The organism is Natronohydrobacter thiooxidans (genome assembly GCF_001884735.1).
In the GTDB taxonomy this organism is placed as follows: domain Bacteria; phylum Pseudomonadota; class Alphaproteobacteria; order Rhodobacterales; family Rhodobacteraceae; genus Roseinatronobacter; species Roseinatronobacter thiooxidans_A.
Genome location: NZ_MJAP01000007.1, coordinates 14,773 through 32,882 on the forward strand (window position 1 = coordinate 14,773; position 18,110 = coordinate 32,882).

Genomic DNA, 18,110 nt, shown 5'->3' on the forward strand with positions numbered 1-18,110 from the left:
CCCAGACCATAGTATTTGTGAATATTACGCCTCATAAATTATATTTGACTGTATGTCAAAGAAGGTGCCACTAACTGCCTCAAGCCAAAACTCACTGCTTGGGGAAAAGAAATTGAAGGGTATGCGGAACTTTGACGCCATTGTGGTTGGCGGGGGGCTGGTCGGCGTTTCGATTGCCTACGGCCTTCTAAAGCAGCGCCTGTCGGTGCTGATACTTGATGAGGGTGACATCGCCTTCCGTGCGTCGAGAGGTAACTTCGGACTGATCTGGGTGCAGAGCAAGGGCGTCAAAATGCCGAGCTATGCGGCGTGGACACGGCGGTCATCAGATTTGTGGGCGGACTTTGCGGAGCAATTGACAGAAGAAACAGGCGTCACTCTACATTACAGCCGCAAGGGGGGGTATCATTTCTGTCTGTCCGAGCAGGAATTCAATGAACGTTCCACCCTTATGGCCCGACTGGCTTTCGTAACATCTGGCGCATTCGAATACGAGATGCTGTCCCATAATGAGCTGCGATACCGCTTTCCTGAATTGGGTCCGAGTGTTTTCGGGGCCTCCTATTGCCCTCATGACGGGCATGTCGGATCCCTTCAGTTGCTGATGTCAATGCATCGTGCATTTCATGACGCCGAAGGCAGCTATCTTGCGAACGCGTCCGTCTCTGATCTGAAAAAATCCGGGAATTCGTTTGAAGTGCGAACGCGTGACGGAGAGGTTTTTTCAGCGGCTCGCGTCGTTCTTGCGGCGGGTAACGGAACCAAAGAACTGGCTCCTATGGTCGGCTTGTCGGCCCCGGTCCGCCCGCAAAAAGGGCAGGTGATGGTGACCGCGAAACAAAAGCCATTTCTGGATGTTCCGACCGCGCTTCTCAGACAAACTGGTGAAGGAAGCCTGCTGATTGGGGATTCAAAGGAAGAAACCGGCTTTGATGATATGACCACGCCAGAGGTTATGCGCGATTTGGCTGCCCGCGCAGTCGCCACCTTCCCACATCTGGCACAAGTTCGTGCGGTCCGGACATGGGGTGCATTACGGGTCATGACGCCCGATGGCCACCCGATATACGCCCAGTCCCGCGAAGCGCCGGGCGCCTATGTTGCCTGTATGCATAGTGGGGTGACGCTGGCCGCCGCACATGCGGGCCCATTAGCCGAAGCTATTGCGGCTGGCACCCTGCCAGAAAACTTATCCTCTTTCAGCCCGGATCGCTTCGATGTTCATTAGAGAAAACAAACTTTGCGCCTCTGACGAAGCGATAACCTTCGACTTTGAGGGTCAGGTTATCGAAGCGCGGTTAGGCGATACTGTTGCCTCGGCGCTGTTGCTTGCAGGCGTCAGGATAACGCGGACAACCCCGATCAGCGGTGCGTCACGCGCGCCATATTGCATGATGGGCACATGTTTTGAGTGTCTTATGACCATTGATGGTCAACCCGACAGGCAAGCCTGTCTGATCATAGCGAAAGACGGCATGAAAGTTCAGCAACAGTTGATGTCGCCGGGGTCTGATCATGACTGATGGTGAATATGATATCGTTGTCATTGGGGCAGGTCCTGCTGGGATGGCCGCTTCGGTAGAGGCGCGCAAAGCAGGTGCTTCCGTTCTGCTGCTTGATGAACAGGACGCGGTAGGCGGCCAGATATATCGCAATGTCGAACGTGCATCATCCAGTATGCGTGACGTTTTGGGACATGAATATCGCTATGGCGGTGGACTTGCGAAAACCTTTGCGGCATCGGGTGCGAGTTATGGCAAGCGCTCGACTGTTATTGATATTAGTCGGGACGGCTGGGTCGGGTACGAGCATGAGGGTAATGTATCTTATGTAAAGGCAGGCCATATCATTATAGCCACGGGCGCGGCAGAGCGACCTTTTCCAATCCCCGGCTGGACCTTGCCCGGCACAATGACTGTGGGCGCAGCCCAGACCATGCTGAAAAGTTCAGCGGCAGTGCCAAGCCCGCGCGCTGTTCTGGCCGGAACTGGTCCGCTACTTTACCTTTTCGCCGCTCAGGTGCTGCGCGCGGGACGAAAGCTTGGCGCGATTGTTGATACCAGCCCAAGAATACCGCGTCTCTCTGCAATGCGCCAATTGCCCGGCGCGCTGCGCGCTCCGCGTTACCTGATGAAAGGTTTCGGCCTGCTTTCAGCTATACGCAAAGCAAATGTCCCGCATTACTGGGGGGCAATTGACCTGCGGATTGACGGCCTAGACAAAACCGAGAGCATCAGTTTTTCGGTAGGCGGACGCCAGCACAGGATCGAGACGGATCTGGTGCTGCTGCACCAAGGGGTGATTCCGAACATTCAGATCACGCAGGCTCTGCGCTGCGATCACAGATGGGACGAACTTCAGATGTGCTGGGCGCCGAAGCTCGATATTTGGGGCAGAACGAGCCTTGAGCGGATCTTCGTGGCCGGTGATGGTGCCGGCATTGGTGGAGCGCTTGCTGCAGAATATCGTGGTCGCATTGCGGCGCTTGGCGTGCTTGCAGATACGGGTAAGCTGGCCAAAGACGAGGCGTCGCGCATCGCGGGACGGATGCGACAGGCATTGAACAAAGAACTGGCAATCCGACCGTTTCTGGATCAGCTCTACCAGCCGCCACCATCACCGAGCGGACCAAAAGACCAATCAACTATTATCTGCCGTTGCGAAGAAGTGACCGTCGGGCAGATAGGAGAGGCCGTCGCGATTGGCTGCGCTGGTCCCAATCAGCTGAAAGCATTTCTTCGCGCGGGCATGGGGCCATGCCAAGGGCGCATGTGTGGTTTAAGCGTTAGTCAGACGATCAGTGAAATGCGCGATGTTCCGGTCACAGAGGTCGGTATCTACCGGCTGCGGCCCCCGTTCAAGCCGGTATCGCTTCTGACACTGTCTAAGATGTCGATACCAGACCGACAAAAACAAGAACGCAGACAATGAAACTGCGGCGAACACACTTCAATAACGGAGAAGAAAAATGAAGAAATCATTCTTTACCATCGGCTTGTCCATGGCGACTGCCGCAATCCTGAGTGCTGCGCCCGCCTTTGCCGAATGGCCAGATAAACCAGTGCGCCTGGTTATCTCTTTTGCACCGGGTGGTGGGATGGATCAAAGTGTGCTGCCCCTGAAGCCGCTGCTTGACGAGAAACTCGGCCAACCCGTCCTTTTCGACTATCGCGCCGGAGCGGGTGGCCGGATCGGGTTTGAGCAGGTCTACATGAATGGCGCGGATGGCTATGTGATCGGCGCACTCAGCGAACCACATTTCAGCAACTCGACAGTTTTCGACACGCCGCGCTACGCGATTGACGATATGGTCCCGGTGGGTATGTTCAGTTCGGATGTTCCGATATGGTTTGTGCACAAGGACTCACCATACCAGACGCTTGAAGACCTGATCGAAGCCGCACGCGAGACGCCTGGCGAGATCACTGTGGCGACCGGAAGTTTCACTGGTGAGCAGTACCTTTCTCTTGCGATCCTTGAAGAACAGGCCGGTGTGACCTTCCGTGCCGTGAATGTCGGCGGTGGTGGTCCGGTTATGACCAATGTTCTGGGCGGCCATATGGACGCGGGCGTTATCCGGCCGGCATCGATTCTTGGCATCAAGGACGAAGTGCGCGGGCTTGCCGTTCTGGGGGCTGAACGCAACTCGAACTTTCCCGATGTTCCGACGTTTGATGAACAGCTTTCGGATGACATCCGCATCCCTCATCTGAGTTCTTCGCGTGGCTTCATGGTCCATCGGAGCTTTGCCGAGAACAATCCCGAGGGCTTCGCGCGTCTGGAGACAGCCGTTTACGAGGCTGTTCACTCGGAGGCATATGCTGATGCACTAGAGCGCATGGGTCTTGAACTGACATGGGTCCCGTCTGATGAAGCAGCAGAAGCGATCCGCGCAACTGCGGCTTCAATGGAGCAATACCGCGAACTCGTAGAAGCTGCTGCCGAACGCTAACCCTTCGGCGGGGGCAGGCAGCCAAAAGACCTGCTCCCGTCGGATCAATTCGCTCGATTCCAGAATCGTGTCTGCTCCGAAGGAGATGACAGTAGATGCTTGTTTTTCGCGAGGTCATGATACCCGGCCTGATCTTGATCACCATCTCGATCTATTACACGCAGACCCGGCATCTGCCTCTGAACAGTACCATCTTTCCCAACATCGTAATGGCGGCAATGGGCTTGCTCGCAATCGCGATTATCATCAAGGCGTCGATAAGCGCCTATCGCCGAAGTGATTTCGCTCAGGATCCGGACACATCGGGTATCAATCAATTCCGGGTGCCCATGATGGTTGCTCTGTCAGCCGGATTTGTCGCCATGCTTCATGTGACCAGTTTCATGATAGCGACCCCGGTATTCCTGATTGGAGCGTTTCTCTTTCTTGGGGTCAGGCCACTCCCGGCCATTCTCATCGGCGTGTGTGGAACAGCGATCTATTATCTGCTGTTCGCAGTTCTGCTCGGGCTCAACCTCTAACGCCGGAAGGTAAACAACATGATCGAGATCTTCGGGCTTCTTAGCGAACTCAGCTTGATGACAGTATGGATTGCGGTTGCGGGCGTAATTGTCGGAATCTTCTTTGGTGCTTTGCCAGGTTTTGGGGGTAGCGCTTCCCTTGCAATCATGCTGCCAGTGGCGTTGGTTCTGTCACCGCTCAATGCGATGGTATTTCTGCTCGCAATATATACTGGCGGCCATTACGGCGGGGGCATTCCGGCTGTCCTGATGGGCGTTCCCGGTGATGCAAGTGCGGCGGCGACAGTGCTTGACGGTTTTCCCATGACCCAGAAAGGGCAGGCGTCGGAAGCATTGGCGTTCCTCGCAATGGGGTCGGCCGTAGCTGGCATCGTCAGCATCATCGCCTTTCTGGTTTTTGCGCCGCCACTTGCGCGATTTGCGCTGAGCTTCGGGCCGCCAGAGCTGTTCATGCTTGTCATCTTTGGCCTGACGATCATCGGCTCCATCGAGCCGGCCAATATGCTGAAGGCACTGATGGCCGGTGCATTGGGCTTGTTGATCGCCTCTGTGGGGGTCGACCCCTATCTCGGAAATGCGCGCATGGTTGCGAACATCCCGCAGCTTTATGATGGCTTTCCTTTCATTCCAAGTTTGCTGGGCTTGTTCTGCATTTCCCAGATGCTGGTCCTGATCACCCGCGACAATCTGGTCGCCCCCGGACAGGATGTGGTCACACCATCGCTCAAGCGTACGCTGCGTGGGATGATCGACTGCTTCAGACACTGGCGTGCGATGTCCATCGGAACATTGTCCGGCACCTTCATCGGCGCACTTCCCGGTGCCGGTGCGACAATTGCTGCGTTCATCGCGTATAATGTATCCAAGAATACATCTTCTGATCCTCGATCCTTTGGAAAGGGAAACCCTGACGGGCTGATCGCACCGGAAGCGGCCCAGAATGCAATCGTCGGCGGGTCAATGATCCCGACCTTTGCCCTTGGGATCCCTGGGTCTGGGGCCGCTGCGGTCCTGATGGGGGTGATGATGTATATGGGTTTGCGCCCCGGTCCGCAGCTATTTGTCGAGCAACTGCCGCTCATTCAACTCCTGTGCCTGTATCTTCTGATTGCAAGCGTTGCGATGATCGCGATTGGTGCGGTAGCCGCTGGTGCCTTTTGTCGCGTGACCCGCGTGCCATTGCCGGTTCTTGTTCCGCTGGTGGTCGTTGCTGCGTCGATCGGTGCTTATTCCACGCGCGGCGAAATCTTTGACCTTGGCGTGATGGTTGCGTTCGGGGTGCTCGGATATTTGCTCCAGCGAAAGAAATACCCCCTGAGCGCTGTGGTTCTCGGGCTGGTGCTGGGGCCAATGGCGGAACAATACTTCATCCAGAGCCTAGTGATGTCCAACTGGAACTATGCGGTCTTTTTCACCCGCCCGATCACAATGGTGCTCTGGGGTCTGATTGTGGTCTCGGTAATCGTCTCAATCCTGCTTTACCGGAAAGTCGCGCGCGGGACGGTTGAGCAGCCGCATTGAGCAGTGCGGCCCAACTTAGAAATACTAGAAAGGAACGCCACATGTTCTCTCAACACCGCGCACGAATAATGGGAACGCGCCATATGGTTGCGGCCGGTCACTACCTCGCCAGCCAAGCCGCGTTTCAGATACTGGAAGCCGGGGGCAATGCGGTCGATGCTGCTTGTGCCGGCGGGATAGCGCTTGGCGTTCTACAAAGCGAGTATGTCGGTTTTGGCGGGGTCGCGCCGATACTTGTGCATATGTCTGACCAATCCGCGCCGGTCACCATAGCCGGGCTGGGTCACTGGCCCGCTGCCACCGACCCGGATGTCTTTTTGAAGGAATACGCCGGTGTGATGCCGAAGGGTTTGCTGCGGACGGTGGTTCCGGCAGCACCCGATGCGTGGATCACCGCATTGGTGCGCTTTGGCACGATGAGCTATAGCGAAGTTGCGCAAGCTGCGCTCAGATTTGCGAAGGAGGGCTTCCCCGCCGCGTCCATTCAAACGGCCATCATCGGAAAAGCGCAAAAGGACTATGAGCGCTGGAACGCAAATGCCGATATTTTCCTGCCCGGTGGCAAGCCGCCGCAGCCCGGCGACCTCTTTGTTCAGTCAGATCTTGGCAGGACCATCACCTACATGATCGACGAAGAAAAGACCGCCGCCGCAAAAGGGGGCAGGCAGGCCGGTCTTCAGGCGGCGCGCGATGCTTTTTACAAAGGCGATATCGCGCAAGCCATGGTCAAATTTCATCGCGAAAATGGTGGATGGCTGCGTGAGGCCGATCTGGCCGGGTACCACAGCGAAGTCGAGACCGCTATGAAGACCCGATTCATGGGGGCTGATTTCTATTTCTGCGGACCTTGGTGTCAGGGGCCGATGCTGGGGCAGACACTTGCAATGCTCGACGGCACCGATCTGACGGCGTTGAACCGACATAATAGCGCCGATTACATCCACTTTCTGATCGAAGCGCTTAAACTCAGCTATGCGGACCGCCATAACTACTTCGGCGATCCAAGGTTTGTCGATGTGCCGTTGGACAGATTGATGGACCCTGAATATCTGCGCGACCGGAAGTCTACTATCGACATGTCCCATGCGCAGCCGGGCATGCCCGACCCCGGTGACATCGAGGGGTATGGGCGCGTCCCGGTGTTGCCCGGTGAAGATCCCGATTTCGCAGGTCAGCTCGATACCTCTTATATCTGTGTGATAGACAGCCATGGAAACACGGTTTCTGCCACCCCAAGCGATGGCTCTGCGGCGTCGCAGATCATTCCGGGTCTTGGCTTTGCGCCATCCTCACGCGGATCTCAGTCATGGACCGATCCGCGTATGCCCGCTGCTGTGGCTCCGGGCAAACGTCCGCGTCTGACACCTAATCCCGGCCTGCTGGTCAAAAAAGGTGAATGGGTCATGCCCATCGGCTCGCCCGGGAATGATGTTCAGCCGCAAGCCATGTTGCAAGTCATGCTTAACAAGCTGGTCTGGGGGATGAACCTTCAGGATGCGATTGATCAGCCACGCTTCGCAACGTTCAGTTTTCCGCGCTCCTCAAGTCCGCATAATTACGACCCCGGGCTGGTGTGCTACGAAAACCGGCTGCCCGAAGAGACGATCGCAGACCTCAGACAACGGGGCCATCAGACCAAAGCCTGGCCGGAATGGGATTATCTGGCGGGGGGAGTTTGCGCAATCCACTCAGATTTGCAGCGCGGCATCCTTGAAGGCGGATCAGACCCCCGGCGACCAACTGGTGTCAATGGCCTGTAGTTCAGGCCAGAACCGTATCTATCAGCTCTCACAAGAAGGAGAATATCTATGACCGAGAGACTAGAGCAGACGAAAATCATGCACCGCATCGTGCAGCATAACGGGACTATCTATCTGGGTGGCATTGTCGCGGATGACACGACAGCGAGCATGACAGAGCAGACCAGCCAGATCTGCAAAAAGATAGACAAATACCTTGCGCTGGCGGGTTCGGACAAATCCAAGCTGCTTTCAGCGCAGTTGTTTATCACTGATATGAGCAAAAAAGACGAGATGAATACAGCTTGGACAGAATGGGTGCCCGCATCGGATTTGCCAGCGCGCGCGACTGTCGGTGTTGCGGATCTTGGTAGTCCAACCACCCTGATCGAAGTTGTGGTCACCGCGCATCTCTGAGAAAACAAAGGCTTGAATATCACCTCAGGGTGCATGACCTATGACGAATCTCTGAAGCTGCGAATAGCCGCAAATGTGTAAGGTTGAGACCTTTACTTGTGTCTATGACCTTTTCATGCTGCGCGTCATGTCGCATTCACCCTGTGGTGGTCACCAAGCCCAATAAGCGCCTGAAATGGAGAAATTCTGGTTTCTCGTTCAGGCCGGAGAAATACACATGGATCTTTCCCTACCCTATCCGTCAAAACGTGCGCCTGTCATGGCGCGCAACATCATCAGTACCTCGCAGCCTCTGGCGACGCAGGCCGGGTTGCAGATGCTGCAGGCGGGAGGCAATGCTGTCGACGCGGCGCTGGCGGCTGCGATCACGCTTACTGTCGTAGAGCCGACCGGAAATGGATTGGGAAGTGATGCCTTCGCGATTGTTCATGATGGCACAAAACTTCACGGGCTGAATGCATCAGGGCGCGCGCCTGCTGCATGGACCCCTGAACGGTTCGCCGGACAAGCCCAAATGCCGCGCAACGGGTGGGAATCTGTGACCGTACCCGGTGCTGTTTCGGCCTGGGTTGCCCTGTCCGATCGGTTCGGCAAGCTTCCATTCGAGCAACTTTTCGAACCTGCAATCGGCTATGCCCGCAACGGGTTTGCTGTCTCGCCCATTATTGCCGGTCTTTGGCAATCAGGTGCTGAACAGCACAAGGATCAACCGGGATTCAGGGAAGCCTTCATGCCCGAAGGACGTGCCCCGAAAGCAGGCGAAATCTACCGCAATGAGAATATGGCGCGTAGTCTTGAAGCGATTGCGCAAAGCAAGGGCGAGAGTTTCTACAGGGGTGAACTTGCGGAAAAAATGGTCGCTTTCGCTCAGGAACATGATGCGGCACTGTCGCTTGAAGACCTTGCTGCCAATGCGCCGGACTGGACCGGCACCGTTGCGCAAGATTACCGAGATGTCAAGGCACATGAAATCCCGCCAAACGGCCAGGGCATCGCCGCATTGATCGCGCTTGGTATCCTGCAGCATACTGACGTGGCAGAGCATGGGCCCGACAGCCCTGAAGCGATTCACCTTCAGATCGAAGCAATGAAGCTGGCATTGGCGGATGTCTATGCCAATGTCGGTGATCCGGCGACGATGGTTGTGTCCTCCGAACAGTTGCTCGATCCCGACTACCACGCGGAACGCGCCAAACTGATTACGCACGGACTGGCTGGAGATCCCGGACATGGTTTGCCCAAACCCAGCGGGACGGTATATCTGTGCGCAGCCGACGCGGATGGGTGCATGGTGTCATTTATCCAGTCGAATTACAGCGGGTTCGGGTCAGGGGTCGTCGTGCCCGGCACTGGGATCAGTCTTCAAAACCGTGGCAGTGGCTTCTCGCTGGAACCGGGTCACCCCAACCTCGTTGGCCCCGGCAAGCGCCCGTTCCATACGATCATTCCCGGTTTTCTGACCCGCGCGGGCCAGCCTCTGACCGCACTGGGGGTCATGGGTGGCCCCATTCAGGCACAGGGGCATATGCAGGTGGTTGTTCGTATGGTTCTTTACAACCAGAACCCACAAGCCGCGATTGACGCCCCAAGGTGGCGTATGATGTCCGGGCGTTCGGTCGCGATGGAAACCTCTTTCGATCCTGCCACGATTGCTCAGCTTCGCGACTGGGGCCATGAGATTTCTCTGAACCCGCCCGAAGCGGCCTTTGGCTTTGGTGGTGCTCAGATCGTTCACCGAATGGATAACGGTCACTATATCGCGGGCTCTGATCCGCGCAAAGACGGGCATGCCGCTGGTTTCTGACAATTCCGCCCTTTCGGACAGGCGGGGTGAGAGGTGGATTTCAGTCATTACTGACCCTACGGGCCGTTCTGCCGGGCTTTCTGGCTTGGGTATCAGGCCGTATTAGGCAAGAACGGAACGGCTATGGACCTTCTTACACCTGAATTCTTGACGATTGCGGTGACCTTGCTGGTCGCTGGTGCTTTGACAGGCGTGTTGGCAGGGCTGTTTGGCGTCGGAGGCGGTGCGCTGATGGTTCCGGTTTTGTACGAGGTCTTCGGCGTGCTGAATGTCCCCGATGAAACGCGTATGCCTCTGGCCGTCGGCACGTCGCTGGCAATCATCATTCCGACCTCGATCCGCTCCTATCTGAGCCATCGCGCGCGCGGCGCGGTTGATGAGGCATTGTTGCGGGTCTGGGCTGTCCCAATCGTGCTGGGCGTGGTCGCGGGTGCAGTTCTTGCGCGATACGCACCGGCGCTTGTGTTCCAACTGGTGTTTGTCGTTGTCGCTGGTGTTAATGCGGTCAAGCTGATGTCAGGCACGAAACGCTGGGACGTTGCCACGGATCTGCCGACCGGCGCAGCATTGCGGGCCTATGGCGGGGTGATCGGATTCTTGTCATCGCTCATGGGGATCGGGGGCGGGCAGATCGCCAATATCATCATGACCACTCATGGCCGCGCCATTCATCAGGCTGTCGCGACATCAGCCGGAATAGGCGTGCTGATCTCGGTGCCCGGCGCGATAGGCTATATGCTGGCCGGATGGGGGCAGCCGGGTCTGCCGGCAGATGCAATTGGCTTTGTCTCATTTATGGGCTTCATACTTTTCGTCCCCACAACCTTGTTGACCGCGAATTTAGGCGTCCGGCTGGCCCATAGCCTGTCTCGTAGGGCATTAGAACTTGCATTCGGGGTCTTTCTGTCGATTGTCTGCCTGCGCTTCCTCTATGCCATTCTGGTGGGATAGAGGTTCACTCGCGTTCAACCAAAGCCTTATGACATCCGGTTCAACCCGGCCCATATGCTGGGCCATTGAACCTGCATCTTAGAACTCTGGCGATCCGCTTTTGGAAATGGCCCTTGCGGTTTCGACAACGACCGGGGCCAGTTCTTCAATCAGCCGCTCTGGCGTCCAGCGAGGCGACGCCACAGCAATATTGACTGCGGCAACGACCCGGCCGTCAGGGCGGAATATGGGCGCGGCCACAGACAGGTCGCCTGAAAAATACTCTTGCAAAGCGGTCTCATATCCATTCCGCCTGACGCTCTGAAGCCGTTCTCTGATGGCATCGGGATCAGTGATCGTATGCTCTGTATAGGCGGGAAGGGGGCTTGTGGACAGGATGCTTTCAACCAAATCTTCGGGAAGATAGGCCAGCATCGCCCGCCCCGGCGAAGTGCAGAACAGCGGAAGCCGCGATCCGATTACCAGATCGGCGCTGATAACCGTGGTACTGGTGATACGCGATACAAAGATGATCTGATCAGTGTCCCTTCGGGTCAGGTTCACAGTTTCGCCTGTGAGTCGACTGGCTTCGCGCAGATGCGGAAAAGCTGCGCTGACAAGCGGGTCATTGCGCAGATAGGCACAGGCGAAATCTAGCATGCTCGCGGACAGACGATAGCGCCGCGTTGATGCATCCTGCTGTAAATAACCCAAAGCCCAGAGGGTATGGACAAAACGCTGTGCTGCACTGCGACCGATACCTGCGCGCTCGGAAATTTCGGCGAGTGACAGAGCCGCGCCCCGTTCCTGAAACGCATAAAGCACAGAGAAAGCCTTGCGCACAGAGCCGACATACAGGCGCTCGTCTTTCTCAGAGGGTTCGGGCGGCTCCACGGCAAGCTCATGTATTTCTTTGGCCGCCGCACTTTCAATAACCATCTTTGTCCCTTTTCGAGCCTTTTCTTTCGGATCCCGCCTCTCGTGATTGACAGGTGAGATTTCCGAATCTATCGTAAAACAATTATTATTAATTGCATACCAATTTCTGAGGAGTTGGCAAGATGCAGAAACTGGTAAATCGTGATGTGATCGGCGCAGGCGTTCTTGTGCTGTTTTCAATCGCCGCCTGGCGGCAGGCCGCCGCCTTGCCCAGTCAGGCAGGAATGTTCCCGCGCCTGATCATCGCTCTGCTTTTGGGGTTTTCGCTCATCTACCTCCTGCGCTCCCTTTGGCAAGCCAGATCGGTCGCTCAGGATACGCCGTTCTTCAGCAATCTGCTGCGCTTTTCTTTGGCTTTGATGCTGACGGTGATTTATGTCCTCATCTTTCCGCGCATCGGGTTTTTCACCACAACATTCATCTTCATTCCGGTCTTCGCCTTCACCATCGGCGCGCGGCGCATGAAAAGCGCGTTTCTGGCATCTGCGGTTTTCACCCTTGGTGCCTGGTTCATCTTCGTCGTGCTGCTTGACCGTAGGCTGCCACCTGAATGGATCGTTACCGCACTGACCGGAGGTGCAAATTGATCGCGGATATTCTGGGGGCCGCCGTCGCTCTGATGGCTGTAGATATCATTCTGGCGATGGTGCTGGGCACATTGGTCGGTATCATAGTCGGCGCTCTGCCCGGTCTTACAACGACGATTGGGCTGGCCATCCTGATCCCGCTGTCTTTCGGTCTCAGCCCTCTGGTGGCATTGGGTCTGATGGCCGGGCTCTATAACGGTTCAATGTATGGCGGGGCGATACCGGCAGTCCTGCTGAACATCCCCGGCACGCCCGCCGCCATCGCCACGACTTTCGATGGCCACCCCATGACGCAGCAGGGAAATGCCGCGTCTGCTTTGCGGATCGCTTGTGTTTCCTCTGCTATGGGCGGGTTCATCTCGGCCTTGGCATTGCTGCTGCTGGCACCACCGCTTTCGCTGGTAACGCTGGCCTTCGGTCCGCCCGAATATTTCTGGATCGCGGCCTTCGGGCTGGTCTCTATCGCGGTCCTGATCGGCGGTGACCCGATCAAGGGCATTCTGAGTGCTTTGCTGGGCTTGCTGATTTCAAGCGTCGGCATGGATACTGTGACCGGGCGGAACCGGTTTTCCTTCGGCAATCTGGAACTGGTCGATGGTGTCAGCATTGTCGTGGTGCTGATAGGTCTGTTTGCACTACCCCGTGTGCTGCAAATGGCCGAGGATGCAACACTGACCGGCGTGCGGGTCGCGGATCTGAAGATCGGCAAAGGTGACGGCAAACCCGTCGCATTCGGCCCGCTGATCCCGACATGGATCCGCTCAAGCGTGATCGGTGTCATGGTTGGCATCCTGCCGGGGGCGGGTGGAAATATCGCGGCCTTTCTCAGTTATAATGAGGCCAAGCGCTCAGATCGCGAACCAGACAGTTTTGGCAAGGGCAATCCAAAAGGCGTGGCGGCAGCCGAAACCGGAAACAGCTCTGACAATGCGGCTTCGCTGATCCCGACCCTGACGCTGGGCGTGCCGGGAAATGCCATTGCGGCGCTGATCATGGGGGGGTTGCTTGTCCATGGCATGCAACCCGGCCCGTCGCTGTTTCGCGATAACGGCGAAATCGTCTACGGCTTTGTCTTGCAGATGATGATCACTTCTGTCTTGCTTTTTGCGTTGGGTGGCATGGTCGCCACGCGCCTGTTTGCGCAGGTGTTGTGCGTGCCGCAGGTGATGCTGGCACCGATGATCGTCGCGCTGATGTGCCTTGGGCTATATACTGTCAATAACAGCCAGTTCGAGCTGTTTATGATGATCGGCTTTGGCGTCTTTGGCTATGTGCTGACGAAAATTAACTTTCCCCTGCCTCCTATGATCCTCGGTGTCATCCTTGGGGGCATGGCGGAACAGAACCTGCGCACAGCATTGCTTATTTCGCGCGGCGATTGGTGGCACCTGCTCGCAAGTCCGATTTCAAAAGGTCTCGCAGCGCTGGTTGTGCTTGTTCTTCTGATCCCACTTTACCGACTGATCCGCAGCCGACATACGGGTCCGGCCCTCTAGGATTGAAAAGCGTTCCTGCAATCCGGTGCACTGGCAGGGAAAACAAAAACGCACTGCACCATAACAGGGAGTATACCAATGAAACCACTCAGTCTAATACTTGCCCCGGTACTTCTGAGCCTCTCCGGGACTACGGCCATTGCGCAGGCAGACTATCCGTCTCGCCAGATAGAGTTGTTGGTGGGCTTTTCAGCGGGGGGTGCACTGGACATTCTGGCACGGCAGGCGGCGCCATTTCTGGAAAAGCATCTGGGTGGCGGGGATGTCGTCGTCATCAACAGACCGGGGGCAGGGGGCGCATTGATGCAGACCCAGCTCGCAGGGGCAAACCCTGACGGCTATACATTGGGCCTGCTGTCAATGCCCGGCGTCGTTACTGTGTTGTTCGGTGGGGATGTCGATTATGAGATCGAAGATTTCGAATACAGCGGCACCTTTACGTTTGAGCCACACAGCGTGATGGTCGGAATGGATACACCATTCGAGACACCGGCAGACCTGATTGCCGCCGCGCGCGAGCGGCCGGGCGAGGTCACGCTCGGTGGCGCAGGGATCGGGTCTGCGGCGCATCTGGCCGCGTTGGTTCTGGAACGTGCGGCTGACGTCAAATTCGCCTTCATTCCGTCCCCCGGTGCGGCTGAAATGCAAAATCAGGTCATGGGCGGGCATATTGACGGTGGCGTCACCACAATCAGTTCCGCCTATAGCCGCCATCAGGAGCAACAGGCCCGTGTGATCGGTACCCTGTCATCCGAGCGGACATCGGTTGCGCCCGACATCGCGACCTTTGCGGAAGCGGGCTATGACGTCGAATGGGGGGCGTTGCGGGGCATCGCAGCACCCAAAGGAACCCCGCCAGAGATCATGGACAAGATCACCGAGGCGATCCGCCTAACGCTGGACGACCCGGAATTCCAGCAAATCGCTGCCCAGAACAATATGCTTCTGCATTTTATGGATGGTGACAGGTTTGAAGCGAACGTCCGTGATATTTATTCCAACCTAGAAGAAATTTGGGCTGAAGAGCCGTGGATTGAAGAATAATCATATAACGCACTCGTCGGGCTGCTCCGGGCAGCCCGCGACCTCACATCTCCTGAATGGATATTTCTGAATGTCCCAGTATCGCCCGGTTCTCTATGGCCGCACACACGCGGTGTCGTCTGGCCACGCCCTCGCCACCCATGCTGCCGCTGAAATTCTGCGCGACGGGGGCAATGCGATAGATGCGGGCGTTGCCGCTGGTATCGCACTTGGCGTGCTTGAATCCGAACTGGTCAGTATTGCGGGGGTTGCGCCGATTATCCTCTATAGCGCAGAGCATGATCATGTCGTGACGATCAGCGGGGTAGGAAACTGGCCCGCACTTACCAACCCAGAGGTCTTTGTCAGGGAACACGATGGGAAGATCCCGGTAGGTGTATTGAGAACCGTAGTGCCTGCCGCACCGGATGCATGGATCACTGCGCTGAACCGTTACGGCACTATGAATTTCGACGAGGTCGCGCATTTCGCCATCGATTTCGCCGCGAACGGGTTTCACATGTATCCGCTGATGGCAGAGCTTATCGGCAAGAACCGCAGTAATTTCGAGCGCTTCGCGTCCAATGCAGAGATTTACCTGCCTGACGGCGATGTTCCGAAGGTTGGAGAGCTGTTTCTCCAGACGGATCTGGCCCGGTCCTTGCAGTTCATGGCAGACGAGGCGCGCGCTGGCGCAAAGCGCGGTGGGCGCAGGGCAGGGCTAGCGGCGGCGCGCGACGCCTTTTATCGTGGGGATTTAGCGCGCGCGATACTGGCGCATCAGCAAGCCGAGGGCGGATGGCTGCGCGCTGACGATCTGGAAAAGTTCCATGTGGATATTGAAGAACCCTTACAGGTTGTTTTTCGTGGGGTCGATGTCTATGGCTGTGGCGCATGGTGTCAGGGCCCGCTTTTGCTGGAAATGCTGAAGATACTGGAACCTCTGGATTTGCCGGGGCTTGGCCATAATAGCGCAGATTACCTGCACGTTCTGGCAGAGACCATCAAATTGGGCGCGGCCGATCGCGAGCGATTTCTGGGCGATCCGCGCCAAGTGGATGTGCCCCTTGCACATATCCTGTCCGATGGCTTTGCCGCACAACGCCGCGCTTGTATCGACATGACCCGCGCCACGCCCGCAATGCCCGACCCCGGTGATAGTCCCGCCGCAGAGCCACCGGTCGAAGGGCAAATGGACACAAGCTATGTGTGCGTCGTGGATCGGGTCGGCAATGTCTTTTCTGCTACGCCCAGCGATTCCTCTTACAATGTGCCAGTCGTGCCGGGCCTTGGTTTTGTCGTGTCCGGTCGGGGGTCACAATCCTGGGTGGATACGTCTCATCCATCCGCAGTCGCGCCGGGCAGACGACCAAGACTTACACCCAATCCGGCCTTGGCGATGACGGCAGGCACCATCATCCCGTTCGGTTCCCCCGGCGGTGATGTGCAGACGCAGGCTATGCTACAGGTTTTGCTGAATCGTCTGGTATTCGGTATGGATGTCCAGTCGGCGGTTGATGCACCACGCATAGCCTCGTACAGCTTTCCGTCGTCTTTCGCGCCGCATGAAAGTGAACCGGGTGTCCTGCGGGTCGAAGCGCGGATTGCTGAAACAACGCGTGTGGATCTGGCCGGTCGCGGGCATCTGGTTGTCGACTGGCCCGACTCCACATGGCTGGCCGGATCAGTCTCGATGATCGCTGCCGATCGTACTCCCGCAATAACCCTGCGCGCCGCTGCCGACCACCGTCGGGCGGGCTACGCACAGGCATGGTAGGCAAAAGATGAAGACAGATACTGTAGGCTCAGCCATCGTGATCGGGGCGGGTATAATCGGCACGGCCAGTGCGTTGCGTCTGGCCCAGGCCGGTCTTGCAACTACGTTGATCGATTGGCAAGAGCCGGGTCATGGGGCATCCTCTGGCAACGCCGGATCAATCAGTGCCGAGTCCATTGTGCCGATTGCGCTTCCAGGGATGCTGGCACAAGTGCCGAAATGGCTGATGGATCCCAAAGGGCCATTGAATGTGAGATGGCGCTATCTGCCGCGGGCCGCGCCATGGCTGTTGAAATGGCTTCAGGCCAGCCGGATGAAGACGGTCGAAACATCTGCGGTCGCGTTGCGGGGCCTGCTGCATTCTGCTGTCGATGAATATGAAGATCTGCTTGGACCCGAACATTCTGCACGTCTGATCCGCAGGCGTGGCCAGATGATACTCTGGCAATCTCCTGACCAGACCCGCAGCGAACGTGCGGGACATGCTTTGCGTGAAAAGCACGGTGTCGCAATGCGATGGCTTTCAGCGGACGACATTACGGATTTGGAACCCGCCCTTGCGCCGGTTTTCGCGCGTGGGTTGCTGCTTGAGCGGCATGGTCACATGATCGATCCATTGGCCACTGTCGCAGCATTGGCTGCAAAGTTCACAGCCGCCGGTGGTATTATCCGCAAGGCGCGGGTTGCAACCCTCGACCGTGCCGCGACAGGCGCAACGCGTGTAGTGCTTGAGGGCGGTGAGACACTCCATGCCGACCGCTATGTCGTCAGTGCCGGCGCGTGGTCCACACGCCTGCTGGCCAGATTGGGGGTACATATCCCCCTGGAGACAGAGCGCGGCTATCACGTCACGCTTAAGGGCATTGACGGGATGTGTTCCCGTCCTATCATGCACGCGGACAAGGCATTTATTGTGTCCCAGATGGCAATGGGGCTGCGCGTTGCGGGTACTGTTGAAATCGCAGGTGTTGATGCGCCTCCGAATTACGACCGGGCTAAGTTGCTGACAGGCCATGTCCGTGCGATGTTCCGCGACCTGCCAGAGGCCGTGGCGGAATACTGGATGGGCTGCCGCCCGTCAGTGCCGGATAGCGTACCAGTGATAGACCGGGTCCTTGCTGCGCCTGACGTGATCGTTGCCTTCGGCCATGGGCATCTTGGAATGACCGGAGCGCCTGCGACCGCCCGGATCGTGCGTGATCTCGTGCTGAGCCGACATTCGAATATAGATATCTCAGCATTCGGAATTCACAGGTTTTAGCGTTACTTTGGCAAGTTTTCCTCTGGTGTCGCGTAGCCCTTAAATGGGGTCATCCTCAATCTGTGTGGTGCAGAGGAAGCATTCGGGCCCTGAGCAAGTTCGGGCCGGCTCGCCCATACATCGCGCGCTTCAAGGTCTTCAAT

The 18,110-nt window shown here is 57.1% G+C and carries 16 protein-coding genes; 15 read left to right on the top strand and 1 reads right to left on the bottom strand.

All coding sequences use genetic code 11. The annotated features are described in order from the left end of the window. Window positions 1–121: 121 nt before the first annotated feature. The 10 genes from BG457_RS06270 to BG457_RS06315 all read left to right on the top strand — a co-directional run bounded on the left by BG457_RS06270 (window position 122) and on the right by BG457_RS06315 (window position 10,905). Window positions 122–1,228, top strand: coding sequence for an NAD(P)/FAD-dependent oxidoreductase (locus BG457_RS06270; protein WP_071796198.1), 1,107 nt, complete (start codon window positions 122–124; stop codon window positions 1,226–1,228). Next, window positions 1,218–1,523 (top strand): (2Fe-2S)-binding protein, encoded by a 306-nt coding sequence (locus BG457_RS06275; RefSeq protein ID WP_071796182.1) that lies wholly within the window; start codon window positions 1,218–1,220, stop codon window positions 1,521–1,523. The genes BG457_RS06270 and BG457_RS06275 overlap by 11 nt, the downstream gene beginning before the upstream one ends. Beyond that, complete coding sequence (locus BG457_RS06280; protein ID WP_071796183.1) at window positions 1,516–2,931, top strand: NAD(P)/FAD-dependent oxidoreductase; 1,416 nt, start codon at window positions 1,516–1,518, stop codon at window positions 2,929–2,931. The genes BG457_RS06275 and BG457_RS06280 overlap by 8 nt, the downstream gene beginning before the upstream one ends. A gap of 37 nt (window positions 2,932–2,968) precedes the next feature. Beyond that, a complete protein-coding gene (locus tag BG457_RS06285; RefSeq protein WP_084657504.1) occupies window positions 2,969–3,952 on the top strand; it encodes a tripartite tricarboxylate transporter substrate binding protein in 984 nt (327 codons plus the stop codon). A gap of 95 nt (window positions 3,953–4,047) precedes the next feature. Next, entirely contained in the window at window positions 4,048–4,473 is a 426-nt protein-coding gene (locus BG457_RS06290; RefSeq protein WP_071796185.1) for a tripartite tricarboxylate transporter TctB family protein, read from the top strand. 18 nt (window positions 4,474–4,491) lie between these two features. Further along, on the top strand, window positions 4,492–5,994 hold the full coding sequence (locus BG457_RS06295; RefSeq protein WP_071796186.1) for a tripartite tricarboxylate transporter permease: 1,503 nt from the start codon (window positions 4,492–4,494) through the stop codon (window positions 5,992–5,994). A gap of 41 nt (window positions 5,995–6,035) precedes the next feature. Further along, window positions 6,036–7,754: a gamma-glutamyltransferase family protein gene (locus BG457_RS06300; protein WP_071796187.1), complete on the top strand. Its 1,719-nt coding sequence runs from the start codon at window positions 6,036–6,038 to the stop codon at window positions 7,752–7,754. Between the two features lie 48 nt (window positions 7,755–7,802). Continuing rightward, a complete protein-coding gene (locus tag BG457_RS06305) occupies window positions 7,803–8,150 on the top strand; it encodes a RidA family protein (protein ID WP_071796188.1) in 348 nt (115 codons plus the stop codon). Window positions 8,151–8,325: 175 nt separating this feature from the next. Beyond that, window positions 8,326–9,954 carry a gamma-glutamyltransferase family protein gene (locus BG457_RS06310; protein WP_281249222.1) on the top strand — a complete coding sequence of 543 codons (1,629 nt, stop codon included), beginning with the start codon at window positions 8,326–8,328 and terminating at the stop codon, window positions 9,952–9,954. Window positions 9,955–10,077: 123 nt separating this feature from the next. After that, complete coding sequence (locus BG457_RS06315) at window positions 10,078–10,905, top strand: sulfite exporter TauE/SafE family protein (protein WP_071796189.1); 828 nt, start codon at window positions 10,078–10,080, stop codon at window positions 10,903–10,905. A gap of 78 nt (window positions 10,906–10,983) precedes the next feature. On the opposite strand, the gene BG457_RS06320 is transcribed toward BG457_RS06315, so the two are convergent. Beyond that, window positions 10,984–11,823, bottom strand: coding sequence for an IclR family transcriptional regulator (locus tag BG457_RS06320; RefSeq protein WP_071796190.1), 840 nt, complete (start codon window positions 11,821–11,823; stop codon window positions 10,984–10,986). Window positions 11,824–11,969: 146 nt separating this feature from the next. Here BG457_RS06320 and BG457_RS06325 point away from each other — a divergent pair, with 146 nt between their 5' ends. The 5 genes from BG457_RS06325 (at window position 11,970) to BG457_RS06345 (ending at window position 17,967) form a co-directional block, all read left to right on the top strand. Next, on the top strand, window positions 11,970–12,410 hold the full coding sequence (locus BG457_RS06325; protein WP_175546741.1) for a tripartite tricarboxylate transporter TctB family protein: 441 nt from the start codon (window positions 11,970–11,972) through the stop codon (window positions 12,408–12,410). Then, window positions 12,407–13,906: a tripartite tricarboxylate transporter permease gene (locus tag BG457_RS06330; RefSeq protein ID WP_342715421.1), complete on the top strand. Its 1,500-nt coding sequence runs from the start codon at window positions 12,407–12,409 to the stop codon at window positions 13,904–13,906. Before BG457_RS06325 ends, BG457_RS06330 begins: the two co-directional genes overlap by 4 nt. Before the next feature lie 78 nt (window positions 13,907–13,984). After that, window positions 13,985–14,950 carry a tripartite tricarboxylate transporter substrate binding protein gene (locus BG457_RS06335; RefSeq protein WP_084657506.1) on the top strand — a complete coding sequence of 322 codons (966 nt, stop codon included), beginning with the start codon at window positions 13,985–13,987 and terminating at the stop codon, window positions 14,948–14,950. A 70-nt stretch (window positions 14,951–15,020) separates the two neighbouring features. After that, window positions 15,021–16,706, top strand: a complete 1,686-nt coding sequence (locus BG457_RS06340; protein ID WP_071796193.1) for a gamma-glutamyltransferase family protein — start codon at window positions 15,021–15,023, stop codon at window positions 16,704–16,706. A 37-nt stretch (window positions 16,707–16,743) separates the two neighbouring features. After that, entirely contained in the window at window positions 16,744–17,967 is a 1,224-nt protein-coding gene (locus BG457_RS06345; RefSeq protein ID WP_175546742.1) for an NAD(P)/FAD-dependent oxidoreductase, read from the top strand. Window positions 17,968–18,110 lie beyond the last annotated feature (143 nt).